This is a genomic window from Micrococcus sp. KRD077, assembly GCF_017168505.1.
Taxonomy (GTDB): Bacteria; Actinomycetota; Actinomycetes; order Actinomycetales; family Micrococcaceae; genus Micrococcus; species Micrococcus luteus.
Map to the genome: position 1 here is coordinate 21,209 of NZ_JABFAZ010000030.1, position 16,861 is coordinate 38,069.

At 74.9% G+C, this 16,861-nt stretch carries 14 protein-coding genes and 1 pseudogene; 10 read left to right on the forward strand and 5 right to left on the reverse strand.

Annotated features, from left to right (window positions below; all coding sequences use genetic code 11):
• The coding region (locus J1M39_RS07510) for an MFS transporter (protein ID WP_206496643.1) at positions 1-635 on the forward strand (635 nt) is incomplete at its 5' end.
• 21 nt (positions 636-656) lie between these two features.
• Here J1M39_RS07510 and J1M39_RS07515 read toward each other — a convergent pair.
• Positions 657-1,130: an Lrp/AsnC family transcriptional regulator gene (locus tag J1M39_RS07515; RefSeq protein WP_036316705.1), complete on the reverse strand. Its 474-nt coding sequence runs from the start codon at positions 1,128-1,130 to the stop codon at positions 657-659.
• A gap of 189 nt (positions 1,131-1,319) precedes the next feature.
• On the opposite strand from J1M39_RS07515, the gene J1M39_RS07520 reads away from it, so the two are divergent.
• Genes J1M39_RS07520 through J1M39_RS07530 form a run of 3 tightly spaced genes read left to right on the forward strand, consistent with a single transcriptional unit; the run spans position 1,320 to position 5,061 of the window.
• Positions 1,320-2,522: a thiamine pyrophosphate-dependent enzyme gene (locus J1M39_RS07520; protein WP_036316708.1), complete on the forward strand. Its 1,203-nt coding sequence runs from the start codon at positions 1,320-1,322 to the stop codon at positions 2,520-2,522.
• A gap of 2 nt (positions 2,523-2,524) precedes the next feature.
• Entirely contained in the window at positions 2,525-3,574 is a 1,050-nt protein-coding gene (locus tag J1M39_RS07525; protein WP_036316710.1) for an alpha-ketoacid dehydrogenase subunit beta, read from the forward strand.
• On the forward strand, positions 3,571-5,061 hold the full coding sequence (locus J1M39_RS07530) for a dihydrolipoamide acetyltransferase family protein (protein WP_036316711.1): 1,491 nt from the start codon (positions 3,571-3,573) through the stop codon (positions 5,059-5,061). Before J1M39_RS07525 ends, J1M39_RS07530 begins: the two co-directional genes overlap by 4 nt.
• A 126-nt stretch (positions 5,062-5,187) precedes the next feature.
• On the opposite strand, the gene J1M39_RS07535 is transcribed toward J1M39_RS07530, so the two are convergent.
• Positions 5,188-6,048, reverse strand: coding sequence for a phosphatase PAP2 family protein (locus J1M39_RS07535; RefSeq protein WP_063189769.1), 861 nt, complete (start codon positions 6,046-6,048; stop codon positions 5,188-5,190).
• 110 nt (positions 6,049-6,158) lie between these two features.
• Between J1M39_RS07535 and J1M39_RS07540 the strand changes: the two genes are divergently transcribed.
• The 6 genes and pseudogenes from J1M39_RS07540 to J1M39_RS07565 all read left to right on the forward strand — a co-directional run bounded on the left by J1M39_RS07540 (position 6,159) and on the right by J1M39_RS07565 (position 14,873).
• A complete protein-coding gene (locus J1M39_RS07540) occupies positions 6,159-6,845 on the forward strand; it encodes a hypothetical protein (RefSeq protein WP_060973435.1) in 687 nt (228 codons plus the stop codon).
• An 80-nt stretch (positions 6,846-6,925) separates the two neighbouring features.
• Complete coding sequence (locus J1M39_RS07545; protein WP_144868996.1) at positions 6,926-7,999, forward strand: o-succinylbenzoate synthase; 1,074 nt, start codon at positions 6,926-6,928, stop codon at positions 7,997-7,999.
• Between the two features lie 228 nt (positions 8,000-8,227).
• A complete protein-coding gene (locus tag J1M39_RS07550; protein WP_206496644.1) occupies positions 8,228-10,372 on the forward strand; it encodes a PhoX family protein in 2,145 nt (714 codons plus the stop codon).
• Between the two features lie 179 nt (positions 10,373-10,551).
• Positions 10,552-12,177, forward strand: a pseudogene (gene menD / locus J1M39_RS07555) (2-succinyl-5-enolpyruvyl-6-hydroxy-3-cyclohexene-1-carboxylic-acid synthase); the annotation flags it as partial.
• Between the two features lie 234 nt (positions 12,178-12,411).
• Positions 12,412-13,812: a geranylgeranyl reductase family protein gene (locus J1M39_RS07560; RefSeq protein WP_078025950.1), complete on the forward strand. Its 1,401-nt coding sequence runs from the start codon at positions 12,412-12,414 to the stop codon at positions 13,810-13,812.
• Positions 13,809-14,873: a polyprenyl synthetase family protein gene (locus J1M39_RS07565; protein WP_206496645.1), complete on the forward strand. Its 1,065-nt coding sequence runs from the start codon at positions 13,809-13,811 to the stop codon at positions 14,871-14,873. The genes J1M39_RS07560 and J1M39_RS07565 overlap by 4 nt, the downstream gene beginning before the upstream one ends.
• A 43-nt stretch (positions 14,874-14,916) precedes the next feature.
• Here the strand turns inward: J1M39_RS07565 and J1M39_RS07570 are convergent, their stop codons facing one another.
• The 3 genes from J1M39_RS07570 to rarD all read right to left on the reverse strand — a co-directional run.
• A complete protein-coding gene (locus J1M39_RS07570) occupies positions 14,917-15,414 on the reverse strand; it encodes an HIT family protein (RefSeq protein WP_036337071.1) in 498 nt (165 codons plus the stop codon).
• Entirely contained in the window at positions 15,411-15,905 is a 495-nt protein-coding gene (locus J1M39_RS07575) for a hypothetical protein (protein WP_036337079.1), read from the reverse strand. The genes J1M39_RS07570 and J1M39_RS07575 overlap by 4 nt, the downstream gene beginning before the upstream one ends.
• A 9-nt stretch (positions 15,906-15,914) precedes the next feature.
• On the reverse strand, positions 15,915-16,861 hold a 947-nt coding region (gene rarD, locus J1M39_RS07580), incomplete at its 5' end, for an EamA family transporter RarD (protein ID WP_241253927.1).

Here is a 16,861-nt window from a genome sequence, read left to right on the forward strand (position 1 = left end):
CCGCCCCGGCCGGCCGACCCCGCCTGCTGGACGTGGCGCGCGCCCGGCGCGGAGCGTTGCTCACGGCCGGCTTCGGTGTCGTGGCCGTCTCCGCCGCCCGCGCGGCGCGCAACGCCGTCATCCCGCTGTGGGCCACACACCTGGGCCTGGACGCGGCGACGGCGTCGCTCGTCTTCGGCCTGGCCGGCGCGGCGGACCTGCTGCTCTTCTACCCCTCGGGCCGGCTCATGGACCGCTTCGGCCGGCGCGCCGTGGCGGTGCCGTGCCTGACCCTGCTGGGGGCGGGGTTCCTCACCGTCAGCCTCACCCGGGAGCCGACGGCGTTCGCGGCGGCGGCGGTGCTGCTGGGCATCGGCAACGGCTTCGGCGCGGGGATCGTGATGACCCTCGGGGCGGACCACTCGCCGCCGAACGCGCGCGCCCAGTTCCTCGGCCTGTGGCGCTCGATGTCCGACGCGGGGATGCTCGCCGGGCCGCTGCTGCTCTCCGGGGTGACCGCCGCGGCCGGGCTGGCCGTCGGCGTCGGCTCCCTCGCGGTCGTCTGCGGTCTCGGAGCGGTCGTGTTCGCCGCGGTGCTGCCGCGCGGGCCGGGGGCCGTGGCGGACCCGCCGGCCGTCGTCGTGCGCTCCCGCTGACCGGGGCGCCGGGCCGTCGGCTCAGTCGGCGGTCTCGTCCGGGGGGATGGTCTGCCCGGAGGCCTGGTCGTCGAACACCATGTACGTCTGCGTGTCGACGACGCTCGGCAGGGTCTGCAGTTCGTCGAAGATCACGCGGCGCAGGTCGGCGGTGTCCCGCGCGCGGACCAGCAGGATCACGTCCATGTTCCCGCCCACGAGGGAGACGTGGGAGACCTCGGGGATGGCCAGGAGCGTGGCGCGCAGCTCCCGCCAGTCGTGCTGACGCAGCTTCATGGTCACGTGGGCGGAGGCCCCGAAGCCGACCTTGACGGGGTCGACCCGCACGGTGAAGCCTGTGATCACGCCCGCGTCCTGCAGGCGGTTCAGGCGCGAGTAGCAGTGCGCGCGGGAGATGTGCACGCGCTCGGCCAGGGCCGCGACGGACATCCGCCCGTCCTGCGTCAGTTCGCGGACGATCGCGCGGTCCACGCGGTCCAGCGGCTCGGCGGCCATGGCTCCTCCTGGGGCGGGGCGGACGGGGTCGGCCACGCGGCGGCGGACCGTCTACGTGGCACGAGTCACCATAGCAGTTCGTCTGATGGAGTGCCTGGTTTGCCCCGGATCGTCTCGTGATCCCGGGCGGGCGAGCGACACATTGACCCTCTTGGGCACACTGAAGGCCACAGATCGAGAGGACCCGCCATGAGTGACCCCACCCCCGCCGTGCCCGGGGCCGCCCGGACCGACGAGGCCGAGACCCGCCCGAACGCCGGCGCCGCCTTCGGCATCTCCCTCGAGGAGTACCTGCTCCCCGCCGCCCGCCGCATCCAGCTGATCGGCGAGGACGGCACGCTGCTGGCCCCGGAGGAGCAGGGCACCGAGCCCGGCCACGAGTATCCCCTGCCCTCCGACGAGGAGCTGCTGGCCGCCTACCGCCACCTCGTCATCGGCCGCCGCGTCAACGACCAGGCCTACGCCCTGGTGCGCCAGGGCCGCATGGCCGTCTATCCGTCCTCGCACGGCCAGGAGGCCTCCGAGGTCGCCGCCGCCGTCTGCCTGGGCGAGGACGACTGGCTGTTCCCGACCTACCGCGACACCGTGGCCGTGATCGCCCGCGGCGTCCCGCCGCTCGAGGTGATGGTGGCCTACCAGGGCACCTGGCATCAGGGCTACGACCCCCAGAAGCACCACGTCTCCATCCAGTCCACGCCCCTGACCACCCAGATGCTGCACGCCGTCGGGATGGCCAAGGCCGCCCGTCTGCGCGGCGAGGAGGTCGTGTGCCTGGCCATGGTCGGCGACGGCGGCACCTCCGAGGGCGACTTCCACGAGGCGCTGAACTTCGCGGCCGTGTTCAAGCTGCCGGTGATCTTCTTCGTGCAGAACAACAAGTTCGCCATCTCCGTGCCGTTCGCCAAGCAGTCGGCCGCCCCGTCCCTGGCCCACAAGGCCGTGGGCTACGGCCTGGCCGGCGAGCGCGTGGACGGCAACGACCTCGGCGCCCTGCTGGCCGTGCTGGGCCGCGCCGTGGAGCTGTGCCGGCAGGGCCAGGGCCCCTTCCTCGTGGAGGCGGACACCTACCGCATGCAGGCGCACACCAACACGGACGACCCCTCGCGCTACCGCGACGACGCCGAGGTGAAGGAGTGGGAGGCGCGCGACCCGCTGCGCCGCATGACCGCCTACCTCGAGTCCACCGGCGCCCTCACCGAGGAGGTCTCGGCCCAGATCGCCCGCGACGCCGAGGACGTCGCGCAGCAGCTGCGCGACGCCATGAACGCCGAGACGGAGCTCGATCCGCTCGAGCTGTTCGACCACGTCTACTCCGTGCAGACCCCGCAGCTCGCCGCCCAGCGCGCGCAGCTGGCCGAGGAGCTGTCCCGTTCCGAGAACCAGGAGGCCTGAGCATGGCGACCCTGACCTTCGCCGCCGCGCTCAACGCGGCGCTGGCCGACGAGATGGCCGCCGACGACATGGTGGTGGTGTTCGGCGAGGACGTCGGCACCCTCGGCGGCGTCTTCCGCATCACGGACGGGCTGACCGCGCGCTTCGGCGAGGAGCGCTGCTTCGACACCCCGCTGGCCGAGTCCGGCATCGCGGGCATGGCCGTGGGCATGGCCCTCGGCGGCGCCCGCCCCGTGATCGAGATGCAGTTCGACGCGTTCGCGTACCCGGCCTTCGAGCAGATCGCCTCGCACGTGGCCAAGATGCGCAACCGCACCAAGGGCGCCACGCCCATGCCGATCACCATCCGCATCCCCTACGGCGGCGGCATCGGCGGCGTGGAGCACCACTGCGACTCCTCCGAGTCCTACTACGCGCACACCCCGGGCCTGAAGGTGTACACCCCGGCCTCGGTGAAGGACGCGTACATGATGCTGCGCTCGGCCATCCGCCTGGACGACCCGGTGGTCTTCATGGAGCCCAAGAAGATGTACTGGACCAAGGCCGAGCTCGACCTCGACCAGCTGCGCGCCGAGTTCGAGGAGGGCTGGGCCCGCGTCGAGGACAAGAAGGAGCACGGCGAGGCCTGGGCGCGCGCCGCCGTCGTCCGCGAGGGCACGGACGTCACCCTCGTCTCCTACGGCCCCTCCGTGCCCACCTGCCTCGCCGCCGCCCACGCGGCCGCGGAGGAGGGGCTCTCGGTGGAGGTCGTGGACCTGCGCACCGTGAACCCGCTGGACGAGGACACGATGGCCGCCTCGGTCGCCAAGACCGGCCGCGCCGTCGTCGTCGCCGAGCCGCAGGGCTTCGCGTCCGTGGCCTCCGAGCTGGTGGCCCGGATCCAACAGCGCTGCTTCCACTCGCTGGCGGCGCCCGTGGGCCGCGTGACCGGCTTCGACATCCCGTTCCCCGCGCCGAAGCTCGAGGAGCACCACCTGCCGAACATCGACCGCATCCTGGACGCGATCGACGACCTGAACTGGGACCTGGACGCCGAGGAGGCCCGCGCATGAGCAACACCTTCCTGCTGCCCGACCTGGGCGAAGGCCTGACCGAGGCCGACATCGTCCGCTGGCTCGTCGCCGAGGGCGACACCGTGGCCGTCGACCAGCCCATGGTCGAGGTCGAGACCGCCAAGGCCCTCGTCGAGGTGCCGAGCCCGTACGCCGGCACCGTGCTGACCCTGCACGGCGCCGAGGGCGAGACCATGGACGTCGGCAGCCCGCTGATCACCATCGGCGCGGCCGGCGAGTCCGGTGAGGGCTCCGCGCCCGCCGCCGGCACCGAGGCCCTGGCCGTCCCGCCGGCCACCGGTGCGGCCGCTGCCGAGGCCGCCCGCCCCGGCGCGCTGAGCTACCGCGAGGAGGAGATGGCCGGCGTCCAGCCGAAGCCGGACAAGGCCCGCGGCGGCGACGGCGACGTCGCCGGCTCCGACGACGAGGCCTCCGGCGCCGTGCTCATCGGCTACGGCACCTCCGGCCACAGGGCCACCTCCCGCAGCCGTCCGTCCAAGCGCGGCCGCGGCGCCGCCCGCCCGACACCGGCCCCCACGGCCGGGGCCGGCGCCCCGCGCGTGACCTCCCCGATCGTCCGCAAGCTCGCCCGCGAGAAGGGCGTGGACGTGGCCGCGCTGACCGGCACGGGCCCGGACGGCCTGATCACCCGCGCCGACGTGCTCGCCGCGGCCGAGGGCTCCGCCCCGCAGGCCGCCCCGGCCCAGGCCCCGTTGGTCGCAGCCGTCCCGGCGGCCGAGGCCGCCGCGCAGCCGGGCGCCGTGGACGGGCGGACCGGCCTGGCCGTCGTCGCCCGCACCCCGATCTCGGGGGTGCGCAAGGTGATCGCGGACCAGCTCTCCCGCTCGCGCCGCGAGGTCCCGGAGGTCACGGCGTGGCTGGACGTGGACGTCACCGCCCTGCTCGAGCTGCGGGCCTCGCTCAAGGCGAAAGACTCGGAGAACGCGCCCTCGCTGCTCGGCCTGATCGCCCGCTTCACCCTGGCCGGCCTGCGCCGGTACCCGGTGATGAACGCGCGCATCGAGGCGGGGGCGGACGGCAAGGACGAGATTGTGGAGGTCGACGGCGTCCACCTCGGCCTGGCCGTGCAGACCGACCGCGGCCTCATGGTGCCGTCCGTCGAGCACGCGGAGAAGCTGTCCGCGGACGAGCTCACCGCCGCGGTCAACGACACCGTCAGCCGCGCCCGCGCGGGCCGGGCCGCCCCGGCCGAGCTCACCCGCGGCACGTTCACGCTGAACAACTACGGCCCGCTGGGCACGGACGGCGCCACGCCGATCATCAACGTGCCCGAGGTCGGGATGCTCGGCATCGGCCGGATCATCGACCGCCCGTGGGTCGTGGACGGGGAGATCGTGGTCCGCAAGGTCACCGAGATGACCGTGACCTTCGACCACCGCGTCACCGACGGCGCCACCGCGAGCGCGTTCCTCACGTTCGTGGCGGACTGCCTCCACGACCCGACGGCGGCCCTCGCCCGGATCTGATCCGGACGATCCCCGCCCGCCCCGACCCCGGACGAGCCCTGCGATGTGGCGGCCATACCTCTCGGATGGCCGCCACATCGCAGGGCTCGTCGCGTGGTGGGGGTGCGGTGAGCGTGCGGGGAGGGGTCAGTCCGCGCGGCCGCGGCGAAAGGCCGTGCCGAGCGCGCCCCACAGCAGGACCGCGGGGGAGGCGCTGAGCAGGATCCCGGCCGGCTCGGCCGCCGGGTGGGGGCCGGCGCCGCTGGTCGCGGGGGTGTCGAGGGTGAGGGCCAGCAGCGTCAGCCCGGCCGCCAGGCCCGCGACGCCCAGGGACCAGAGCGTGGCCTCCACGCCGCGGGCGCCGCGCGGTGCGGGCCGCGGTGCGCCGTCGTACCGGGCGAACGGCACGGCGAGCAGGCCCCAGGCGGCGGACACGAGCGCCGCGGCGGCCATGTCCGACGGCCGGTGCCAGGCCTCCGTGTAGGCGACGGCGCCGGTGCAGGCGCTCACCACGGCGCCGAGGACGGTGGTGAGAGGTCGCCACCGGGCGGGCACGAGCAGCAGCGCGGCCACCGCGGCGCCCGTCGCGAGCGTCATGTGGCCCGAGGGCAGTGAGTTGCCGCCGGACCACGGGACCCCGTCGGCGTGCTCGGGCCGCGGAAGCGCCGCCTTGAGCAGCTGCGTGGTGAGGTTGGACCCGACCAGCACGAGGAGGGCGAGCAGCCCCCGCCGCCGCCACCGGGCCACGGCGAGCGCGCCGAGCGAGGCCAGCGCCATGCCGACCGCCAGCCCGAGCGGCAGGATCCGCACCACCTGGGAGGCCACGTCCGGCACGGTGTCCGCGTAGCGCTCCTCGACGGCACGGAACACCTGGTACTCGAGCACCTGGCCGGCGGAGGACCACACCAGGGCGGCGTAGACCAGCACGACGCCGGCCACGCACGCGGCCAGCGCCAGCCACCACGTCCACGAGGGGAGGCGGCGCGGGGCGCGGGCGGTGGGGGGCATGGGTTCCATTGTGTCGGACGCGCAGCCGTCATGCAGGCTTCATCGGACGGTCACGCCCCCGTCGCCGCCCCGTCCTCCGCGCCTCTGAGCCGCCTGCCTAGCCTGGGGCCATGACCCGCGTGCCCCCCGCCCACGGACATCGCCCGGCCCTCCGCGACTCCACCGGCTCGGCTCACGGCCCGGGCGTCGAGCCGGGCGCCCGGCCCCGTCTCTCGGCCGAGGACCTGCTGGCCGCCCGGGACGCCCTGGCCCCCTTCGGCCGGCTGAGCCGGCAGGAGCCCATCGAGTGGGCCGCCGAGGAGCCCCTCGCCCCGGACCTGGCCGACTTCTACCGCTACGTGGGACCGGAGTGGCTGGAGATCGACACCCTCGGCCTGCCCGTGATGTTCTTCCCGCTGGACCGCCTGTGGGACGAGCAGGCCGGCTACCGGTGGAACCACCGAACCGGTGCGCTGCTGGTGGACTGGAACGACGACTGGACCGTGGTGGCCAAGCAGGGCGCCGACCCGTTCATCCACGCGGCCTCCACCGGCCAGGTGCTCATGGCCCCGGGAGACGAGGGCTGGGAGGACCGCCTGGACGAGCCGCGACCGGTCTTCCGGGACCTCACCGAGATGACCCGCGCGCTCGCGGCCGTGGGCACGGCGTGGGCGCGCTTCGACGACCCGTTCACCGCCGACTGGCATCTCACCGAGGAGGTGACGGCCGCCGTCGTCGCCGGCCTGGAGGAGGTGCTCGGCGCCCACGACCGCGCCGTGGACCTGGCCCGAGCCCTCGGCTACCTCCGCGCCGTCTGAGCGTCGGCGCCGACACAGACAGTCCCACCCCGCCGGCGCCCGTCGGAACGGGAGCCGAGCGCCCTTCCTACACTGGCCGCATGAGCACCGCCCCCGCCCTGCCCCCGCTGCCCGGCGCGCCGGGCGGTCCCGCCCTGCCGAGCGTCGAGGAGCTGCTGGCCGACGCCGTCGCGGTCGCCCTGCCGATGCGCGTGCGGTTCCGCGGCACGGACCTCCGCCACGCCCTGCTGCTGCGCGGCCCGGCGGGCTGGGCCGAGTTCTCCCCGTTCCCGGAGTACGGTCCGCACGAGTGCGCCGCGTGGCTGGCCGCCGCGATCGAGGCCGGCTGGCAGGGCTGGCCAGCCCCGGTCCGCGAGACCATCCCCGTCAACGCCACCGTGCCCGCGGTGGACGCGGACGACGTCGAGGCCGTCCTGGCCCGCTACGGCGACGGCATCACCGCGGTCAAGGTCAAGGTGGCCGAGCACGGCCCCGAGGGCGGGCTCGTCCCCGGCAGCCGCGAGGCCGACCTGGCCCGCGTGCGGCGGATGCGCGCGCTGCTGCCCCACGCGCAGGTCCGCGTCGACGCCAACGCCGGCTGGACGCCCGCCGAGGCCGTCGACGTGCTCACCGCGCTGGCCGACGTCGGCCTCGAGTACGCGGAGCAGCCCGTGCCCGGCATCACCGCCCTCGCGGAGGTCCGCGCGGAGCTGCGCGCCCGGGGCGTCCCCACCCCGATCGCCGCGGACGAGGCGGTCCGCAAGGCCGAGGACCCGCTCGCCGTCGCGGCCGCCGGGGCCGCGGACCTGATCGTGGTGAAGGTCCAGCCGCTCGGGGGCGTGCGCCGCGCCGCGGCGATCGTGGCGGCCGCGGGGCTGCCCGCGGTGGTCTCCTCCGCGCTGGACACCTCCGTGGGCATCGCCGGCGGCGCCGCGCTCGCCGCCTGCCTGCCGTCCCTGCCGCACGCGTGCGGGCTCGGCACCGCGGCCCTCTTCGAGCACGACGTCGTCGCTCCGGCCTGGCGCCCACGCGCGGGGGTCCTCCCGGCGCCGGGGGAGTGGGCCCCCGCCCCCGACCCGGAGCTGCTCGACCGCGTCCGGGCGGACGGGGCGCGGCAGGCGTGGTGGGCCGACCGCGTGCGCGCGGCCCACGCGGTGCTGGCCGCGCAGGGCTGACGGGCCCGCCCGGTCTGCGTCGGCGCGGGGCATGTGAGACGGATTACAGCACGTCGACGGGAAGAAATCCGGCGGCCGGGAAGAGTTCAACTCGCGGCCACCTGGGCGTGGCTCGCCGCTCGGAGCGAGGGGCCAAGGTGATGGCGGCCCCGGCCGGTCTCACCCCCGGGGTCGCCTCCGGCCCGGCACCGGACCCCGAACCATCCCCACGACGCGAAGGACCCCGTCATGCTGAAGCGCCTCCTCCCCATGGCCGGCCACACCCGTGGCAACCGCTCCGCCGTCACGTGCGAGCTCAAGTGCGGCAACGCGTGCGCCCACCCGGTGCCCAACACCTCGGCGAACCCGACCTTCCAGCAGATCGCGGAGACCGCCATCTCGCGCCGCTCCGCCCTGGTCGGCGGCACCGGTCTCGCCGCCGCCGTCGTCATCGGCTCCCAGGTGGCCCAGGCCCCCGAGGCGCTCGCGGACAACGGCCGGCGCCCGACCGGCGGCGGCAAGCTCCCCTTCGAGCCCATCGCGCCGGTGAGCCGCACCGTGGACACCATGACCGTGCCGGAGGGCTACGACTGGGGCACCGTGATCCGTTGGGGCGACCCGCTGTTCGCCGACTCCCCGGAGTTCGACATCGAGCACCAGACCGGTGCGTCGCAGGCCGCCCAGTTCGGCTACAACAACGACTACCTGAACATCATCACCGACGGCGGCAACGACCGCTCCGGCTACCTCGTCTCCAACCACGAGTACACGAACGAGAACATCATGTTCTCCCCGGAGTACATCGCCTCGAACTTCGAGGACGTCGTCAACGTCGGCCTCCAGGCCCACGGCCTGTCGATCGTGGACCTCAAGCGCGCCAAGCGCGGCGCCCCGTGGGAGTACGTCCGCGGCGGCCGTCGCAACCGCCGCATCACCGGCACCACCGAGTTCGAGGTCCGCGGCCCGGCCGCCGGCCACGCGCTGCTCACGACCGTCGAGGACCCGACCGGCACCCGCGTGCTGGGCACCCTGAACAACTGCGCCGGCGGCACCACCCCGTGGGGCACCGTGCTCTCCGGCGAGGAGAACTTCAACCAGTACTTCAAGGGCCGCGGCACGGCCGAGGAGAAGCGCTACGGCATCTCCGCCTCCGCCACCAGCCGCGGCTGGGAGAAGGTCCACGACCGCTTCGACCTGACCAAGCCCGGCTACGAGAACGAGGCCAACCGCTTCGGCTGGGTCGTCGAGATCGACCCCGAGGACCCGACCTCCACGCCCGTGAAGCACACCCTCCTGGGCCGCTTCAAGCACGAGGCCGGCACCGCCGTGATCTCCCCGTCCGGCCACGCCGTGGTCTACTCCGGCGACGACGAGCGCCACGACTACCTGTACAAGTTCGTCTCGGCCGAGAAGGTCCGCGAGGGCGACAAGAAGCACAACATGCGCCTGATGGACAAGGGCACCCTCTACGTGGCCAAGTTCTCCGGCGACTCCCCGGCCGCCCAGATCGACGGCAGGGGCACCCTGCCCTCGGACGGGGCCTTCGACGGCTCCGGCGAGTGGATCGCCCTGGCCGACGAGAAGACGTCCTTCGTCCCGGGCATGTCCCTGGCCGAGGTCCTCGTCTACACCCGCCTCGCGGCAGACAAGATGGGCGCCACCAAGATGGACCGTCCGGAGGACGTCGAGACCAACCCGGTCACCGGCAAGGTCTACGCGGCCCTGACCAACAACACCAAGCGCACCGCCGTGGACGAGGCCAACCCGGTCATCGGCAACCGCGACGGCCACGTCATCGAGATCACCGAGCGGGGCGGGGATCACACCTCCACCACCTTCACCTGGGTCATCCTGCTGCTCGCCGGCGACCCGGCGGTCTCCTCCTCGGCCTACTTCGCCGGCTACCCGAAGGAGAAGGTCTCCCCGATCTCCTGCCCGGACAACCTGGCGTTCGACTCCGAGGGCAACCTCTGGATCTCCACCGACGGCCAGCCCGGCACCATCGGCTACGCCGACGCGCTGCACAAGGTCACCCTCGACGGCGCCGAGCGCGGCCGCGTCCAGCAGTTCCTCGCCGTCCCCCGCGACGCCGAGACCTGCGGCCCCGTGATCCACGACCGCGACAACTCCGTGTTCGTCAACGTCCAGCACCCGGGCGAGGACGGCACCTGGGGCGCGCACACCTCCTACTTCCCGGACTTCCTGAGCCCGACCGGCCCGGTCCAGGTGGGCGACAAGGTCGCGGCCCCGCGTCCGAGCGTCGTCCAGGTGTTCAACGCCACCGGGAACAACGGCGTCGGCAAGGGCGCCGGCAAGGAGAAGGGCAACAAGGGCAAGGGCAACGGCAACGGCAACGGCAAGGGCAACGGCAACGGCAAGGGCCCGAAGGGCTGACCCCCGCCTCCGCGAGGACCCTCGACGAGGCCGTCACGGCCGGCGCCACCGCGTCACCGTGGCGGCCTCGCCGCGTCCGGGGCCCGCCCGCGCCCGGGCCTAGACTGGTGGCCACCATGACCTCCGTCGACTCCCTCTCCGTGGCGCGCGCCGTCGCCACCGCCCTGATCGACGCCGGCATGCGGGACGCGGTGGTCTGCCCCGGCTCCCGCTCCGCCCCGCTGGCCTACGCGCTCGCGGCCCTCGAGCACGCCGGCCAGGTCCGCCTGCACGTGCGGGTGGACGAGCGTTCGGCCGGCTTCCTCGCCCACGGGCTCTCGCTGGCCTCGGGGCGCCCGGTGGGCGTGCTGACCACCTCGGGCACCGCCGTCGGGAACCTGGTGCCCGCCCTGATGGAGTCCTTCCACGCCGGCACGCGCGTGATCGCGCTGACCGCGGATCGTCCGCCCGAGCTGCACGGCACCGGCGCGAACCAGACCACGGACCAGAGGGACGTGTTCGGCACGCACGTCCGCCATGCCGCCTCCCTCGGCTGCGACGCGGCCGACGGCGTGGACACCGAGCAGCATCTGCGCCATGTGCGGGCCACCGTGCGCCGGGCCCTGCTGGCGGCCGAGGGGGTCGTCGCCGAGACCGATTCCGACGACGGCGCGCCCGGTCCGGTGACGATGGCCGAGGCCCCGGCCGGACCCGTCCACCTGAACCTGCACTTCCGCGACCCGCTCGTGCCGAGCCCTGAGGAGGCGGCCGCCATGGGCGCCGCCGCCGCGGCGCCGCACACCCCTGCTCCGGCCGTCGCCCCGACCGGCGCGAGCCCGGCCGCCGCCGCGTCGGCCTACCGGGCGCCCGGGGCGGTGCTCTCGGGGCTGCCCGAGCTGGACGTCGCCCGCCTGGACCAGCGGCGCACCGTCGTGCTGGCCTGCCACGGCGCCGGCCCCGTGGCTGCGGCCTTCGCGCTGTCCCTGGGCCTGCCCCTGCTGGCCGAGCCGTCCTCGAACGCGCGGTTCTCCGCCAACGCCATCGCCGCGTACCCGCTCCTGCTGGGCGCGGCCGGCGGGCGCGACGCGGACGCACACCCCCTGGCCGCCCGCATCCAACGGGTCGTGCTGTTCGGCCGGCCCACGCTCACCCGGACGGTCAACGCCCTGCTGGCCCGCCCCGACGTCGCCACGGCCCTGCACGCCCCCGAGCCCGCACCGTGGTTCGAGCCGGGCCGGCGCCGGGAGACGCCCGTGGAGACCCTCGAGGAGCTCGCCGCCTTCGCCGGGCAGGGCGAGCCCGGCTGGCTCGCCGCGTGGCAGCACGCCTCGATGCGCGCCCAGGCCGCCGTGGAGGACGTGCTCGTCACCACCGACGCCGGCGACCGGCTCAGCCCGCAGACGGTGGCGCACGTGAGCGCCGCCATGGTCCGGGGCCCGCTCGTGCTGGGCTCGTCCTCGGTGATCCGGGACGTGGACCTGACCTGGCGGCCCCCCTCGGCGCCGGACGCGGAGGTGTACGCCAACCGCGGGCTCGCCGGGATCGACGGGACCGTCTCCACGGCCGCGGGCGTCGCACTGGCGCGCGGACGGCGGACCGTGGCCCTGCTCGGCGACCTCACCGCCCTGCACGAGGCGGGCGGCCTGCTCGTGGGCCCCACCGAGACCGAGCCGGACCTCGACCTCGTGGTGCTCAACGACAACGGCGGGGCGATCTTCGCGAGCCTCGAACACGGGGCCGTGGCCGAGGCACCCGGCATGGCGGACCCGGTCGAGCGGCTCTTCGGCACCCCGCACGGCGTGGACCTGGCCGCCCTGGCCGCCGCGTACGGTGTCCCGCACACGCGGGTCACCGACCGCGTCGACCTCGTCCGGGCCCTGTCCGACCCGGTGCGCGGCCGGCGTCTGCTCGAGGTCCGCTGCGACCGCGCCGACCGCCCGCGCGTCGCCGCCGCCCTGGCCGCGGCGGTGCGTGCCACGTTCCCGCCCGCGTGCCCCGTCCCGGACCCCGCGCCGGACGCCGGCGCCCACCGCCGAGCTCGCCGCCGAGGAGGCCCCCCAGTGACCGACACGCCGACGTCGCCCGCGCCCGACTCGACCTCCGCCGTCGTGCGCCGCGCCGACGTGCTGATCTCCGGCTGCGGCCCCGCCGGCGCCACCGCCGCCGCCCACCTCGCCGCGGCGGGGCTGGACGTGGTGGTGCTCGAGAAGACCGCGCACCCGCGTGAGAAGGTCTGCGGCGACGGCCTGACCCCGCAGGCGGTCCGGGAGCTGCAGCTGCTCGGCGTGCCCCACCGGGGCGAGCCCGGCGACGACGGCGGCTGGCGCGTCATCCGCGGCCTGCGGCTGCGCGCGGGCGAGCGCAGCGTGGACGTGCCGTGGGCGCCCACCCAGACCTGGCCGGACTACGCGCTCACGCGCACCCGCCGCGATTTCGACGCCCTCCTGGCGGACCTGGCGCGCACCCGCGGCGCCGAGGTCCGCGAGCGGCACGCCGTCACCGGCGTCGTGCGGGACGAGGCCGGACGCGTGGTCGGGCTGGACGCGGAGCTGATCGCGCCGAACGGCCGCAAGACCGGGGAGACCGCCCGCTTCACCGCGCCGATCGTGCTCGCGTGCGACGGCGTCTCCGCCCGCGCCGCCGTCTCCGCGGGCCTGCACCGCCGCGAGGACCGGCCCATGGGCGTGGCCGTGCGGGCCTATTACACCGCCGGCGCCGCCGTCGACGGGGCGATCCCCGCCCCGCCCGGCGACCGGGGGGAGTGGATGGAGTCCTGGCTGCGCCTGCCGGATGCCGAGGGCAACCCGCTGCCCGGCTACGGCTGGCTGTTCCCGCTCGCGGACGGCACCGTGAACGTGGGCCTGGGCATCCTGGACACCTCCCCGCAGTTCGGGAAGCTGGACTACCGCGGGCTGCTGAAGTCCTGGACCGGGGCGCTCACCGCGGACTGGGGGATCGCCGAGCAGACGCGCACCTCGCGGATCCTCGGCGCGGCCCTGCCGATGGCGTTCAACCGCACCCCGCAGCACGTGCCGGGCATGCTCCTGGTGGGCGACGCGGCCGGCATGGTCTCCCCGTTCAACGGCGAGGGCATCGGGTTCGCGATGGAGGCGGCCCGCCTCGCCGCGGACCTGGCCGTGCAGGCGCACGCGGCCGGGACCGACGGCGCCGCGGACGCGATCCTGTCCCGTTACCCGGTGATCACCCAGCACCTGTGGGGCCGCCACTTCGCCCTCGGCGCCCGGTTCGCCCGCCTGATCGGCGATCCGCGGGTGATGAAGGCGGCGCTGGGCGCCGGGATGGCCGCACCCCCGCTGCTGCGGGCCGCGGTGAAGGTCATGGGCAACACGGTGGACGCGCGGGGCGGCGACGCCGTCGACCGGGCCGTCCGCGTGCTCGAGGCGCTCACCCCCGCGCTGACGACCGCGGGCGGCGCGCCGTTGGGTAGGCTTGCCCGGTGACCACCGCAGACCCCGGCTTCGCCCTGCCCTCCGGCTTCGAACCCCTCGCCGAGCACGGCCGTGTCCTGGAGGTCGTGCTGACCGCGCTCGAGCAGGTCGAGGAGCAGCTGGACACTGCCCTCGGCTTCGACGACCTGTTCTCCGACACCGCCGCCCACCACCTGCTGGCCGCCGGCGGCAAGCGGGTCCGTCCGGTCCTGACGGTGCTCGCCTCCCTCCTGGGCGACCCCGCCCTGGCCTCCGGCGAGGTCGCCGACGTGGACGCGCCCGCCCGCCAGGCCGCCGTCGTGATGGAGCTGACGCACCTGGCCACGCTGTACCACGACGACGTGATGGACGAGGCCCCCGTGCGCCGCGGCGCCCCCGCCGCCCACCGGCTGTGGGGCAACTCGGCGGCGATCCTGGCCGGCGACCTGATCTTCGCCCGCGCCTCCCAGCTCATGGCCGAGCTCGGCCCGCGGCCCGTGCAGATCCAGGCGGACACCTTCGAACGCCTCGTGCAGGGCCAGCTGTGGGAGACCCGCGGCCCGGCCGAGGGTGCGGACCCGATCGAGCACTACTACGCGGTGCTCTCCGGCAAGACCGGCTCGCTGATCGCCGCGGCCGGCATGCTCGGCGCGCTGCTGGGCGGAGCCGACGAGGCCGCCGTCCAGGTGATGCGCGCCTACGGCGAGAAGGTGGGCCTGGCCTTCCAGCTCGCCGACGACCTGATCGACCTCACCGGCGACGCCGAGCGGATCGGCAAGGTCCCCGGCACGGACCTGCGCGAGCGCGTGCCCACCCTGACCACGCTGCTGCTGGCCCGCGCCGCGCAGGGCGAGGGGCCGGAGGCCGAGGACGCCCACCGGGTGCGCGCGCTCGTGGACGGGCCGCTCGACTCGGACGAGCAGCTGGCCGCCGCCGTCGCCGCGCTCACGGGCCACCCCGCCATCGACGAGGCGTGGGCGATCACCCGTGACTGGGCGGAACAGGCGAAGCAGGCGCTCACCCCGTTGCCGGACTCCGCCGTGAAGGCGGCGCTCGAGGCGTTCGCCGACTACGTGGTCGGGCGCTCGGCCTGACGCCGCGGTCGGAGGCGTCGCCGCCTCGATCCGGGGCGGCCGCTCAGTCCAGGCGGGTCGGGGCGGGGTCCAGCGCGGCCGCGAGCTCCCGCGCCTTGCGGGCGCGGACCTCCGGGGCCACCGGGTGGCGCAGCTGCCGGTAGAGCATGTCCCCCTCGAAGCGGGGGAACACGTGCAGGTGGTAGTGCCACACGTGCTGGTTGCCGGCGGGCTCGTTGTGCTGGCGCGTGGAGACCCCGTCCGGGGCCCACGCGCGCTTCATGGCCAGCGCCACCTGCTGGGCCATCAGGGCGATGCGCTGCAGCGCGCGCGGGGGCAGGTCGTAGAGGTTCTCGTAGTGCTCGGCCGGGCAGACCATGGCGTGGCCCTCGTGGTCGCCGAACCCGTCCACGGCGATCAGCACGAGCAGGTCCTCGTCCTGGTAGACGGTGTCCCCGAGCTCGCACCGGTTGCCCGGGTCGGAGACGTCGCCGGCCACGAGCCCGCAGAACGGGCAGACGTAGTCGTCCGGGGCGTGGGAGACCGGGGCGGGCGTGGTCACCGGTCCAGCCCCTCGCCGTCGTCCTCGGGGTCTTCGAAGGTCCACGCGAGCAGGTCCGTCAGGAACTCGCTGAAGGTGCCGCCCTCGTCCTGCCACTCGCCCTCGGGCGCGTCGGCGCCGGCGGAGCGCCGCCACACCAGCGGGTCCGGCAACGCCAGGTTGTCCACCGGCAGGCCCCACACGACCGTCTCGTCCGCGTCCTCCAGGAACATGAGGAAGCCGTCCCGCACCTCGAGGTCTTCGGGGTCCCACACGTAGTGGTCCGTCTCCATGAGGTCGCCGCAGTTGCCCAGGGCGAGGTAGAACTCGCGCAGGGCGGCCGGGATCATGAGCCCGGCACCGAGCTGCTCCGCCGCGGGGGACTGGGCCAGTCGGGCGTCGACGTCGGCCGGGGAGAGGCCGTCGTCCTCGGCCCAGGCGTCGCCCAGCAGGTCCGGGACGAGCCGCTGGAAGGCCGGGAGGTACACGGGGGCGGGGGGCTTGGCGGGCATGTCGTCAGTCTAGGCGTGCGCGCCCTGCCCGGCCCGGACCGCCCGACGCTGCAGGCGGGAGGCGTTCAGCTGGTCGAGGGTGAAGACCGCCAGCGAGAGCCAGATGAGCCCGAAGCCCGCCCAGCGGGCCGCGGGCATCTGCTCGCCGAGGACCGTGACCGCCACGAGGAACTGCAGGATGGGCGCCGTGTACTGCAGCATCCCGAGCGTGGTCAGCGTCAGGGAGCGGGCCGCCGCCGAGAACAGGATGAGCGGAACGGCGGTGAGCACGCCGAGCCCGGCCATGAGCCAGAAGTGGCCGGGCCCCTCGGTGACGGTGGTGAGCAGCCCGGCCTGCGCCAGCAGCACGCTGCCCACCACGAACACGGGGATCAGCACCACGGTCTCGGCGGTCATCGCGGTCACCGCGTGCACGGGGGAGGGGAAGCGCTTCTTCACGAAGCCGTAGAGCCCGAACGAGGTGGCCAGCCCGAGCGCGATCCACGGCACCTGCCCCATCGCCGCGGACATCACGACGACGGCGGCCACCGCGATCCCGACGGCCACCCACTGGCCCCGCCGCAGCCGCTCCCCGAGGAAGAGCACGCCGAGCAGGACATTCACCAGCGGGTTCATGAAGTAGCCCAGCGACGCCTGGAGCACGTTGCCCGTGGTGACCGAGACCGCGTACAGCAGCCAGTTCACCGCGATGATCCCGGCGGCCAGACCCGTGGTGCCCCAGCGGCCGGGCGTGGCCAGCGCCGTCCCCAGCTCGCGCAGGCGGCGCATCACGGTCAGCAGCAGCAGGCAGAAGATCAGGGCGAAGCCGATGCGCACCACCACGATCTCCAGGGCCCCGGCGGGCGCGAGCACCGCCATGTAGAGCGGCAGCAGGCCCCACACGAAGTAGGCGGTGAAGCCGAGGGCCAGCCCACGCGGGTCATCGGCCGGGGCGGGGGAGACGGTGGGCAGGGCGC

Excerpts from the sequence above, each read along its gene's own strand:
- J1M39_RS07575 (WP_036337079.1), bottom strand. The coding sequence starts at position 15,905 with ATGCCCGCCAAGCCCCCCGCCCCCGTGTACCTCCCGGCCTTCCAGCGG.
- J1M39_RS07525 (WP_036316710.1), top strand. The coding sequence starts at position 2,525 with ATGGCGACCCTGACCTTCGCCGCCGCGCTCAACGCGGCGCTGGCCGAC.
- J1M39_RS07550 (WP_206496644.1), top strand. The coding sequence starts at position 8,228 with ATGCTGAAGCGCCTCCTCCCCATGGCCGGCCACACCCGTGGCAACCGC.
- J1M39_RS07515 (WP_036316705.1), bottom strand. The coding sequence starts at position 1,130 with ATGGCCGCCGAGCCGCTGGACCGCGTGGACCGCGCGATCGTCCGCGAA.
- J1M39_RS07545 (WP_144868996.1), top strand. The coding sequence starts at position 6,926 with ATGAGCACCGCCCCCGCCCTGCCCCCGCTGCCCGGCGCGCCGGGCGGT.
- J1M39_RS07520 (WP_036316708.1), top strand. The coding sequence starts at position 1,320 with ATGAGTGACCCCACCCCCGCCGTGCCCGGGGCCGCCCGGACCGACGAG.
- J1M39_RS07530 (WP_036316711.1), top strand. The coding sequence starts at position 3,571 with ATGAGCAACACCTTCCTGCTGCCCGACCTGGGCGAAGGCCTGACCGAG.
- J1M39_RS07540 (WP_060973435.1), top strand. The coding sequence starts at position 6,159 with ATGACCCGCGTGCCCCCCGCCCACGGACATCGCCCGGCCCTCCGCGAC.
- J1M39_RS07535 (WP_063189769.1), bottom strand. The coding sequence starts at position 6,048 with ATGCCCCCCACCGCCCGCGCCCCGCGCCGCCTCCCCTCGTGGACGTGG.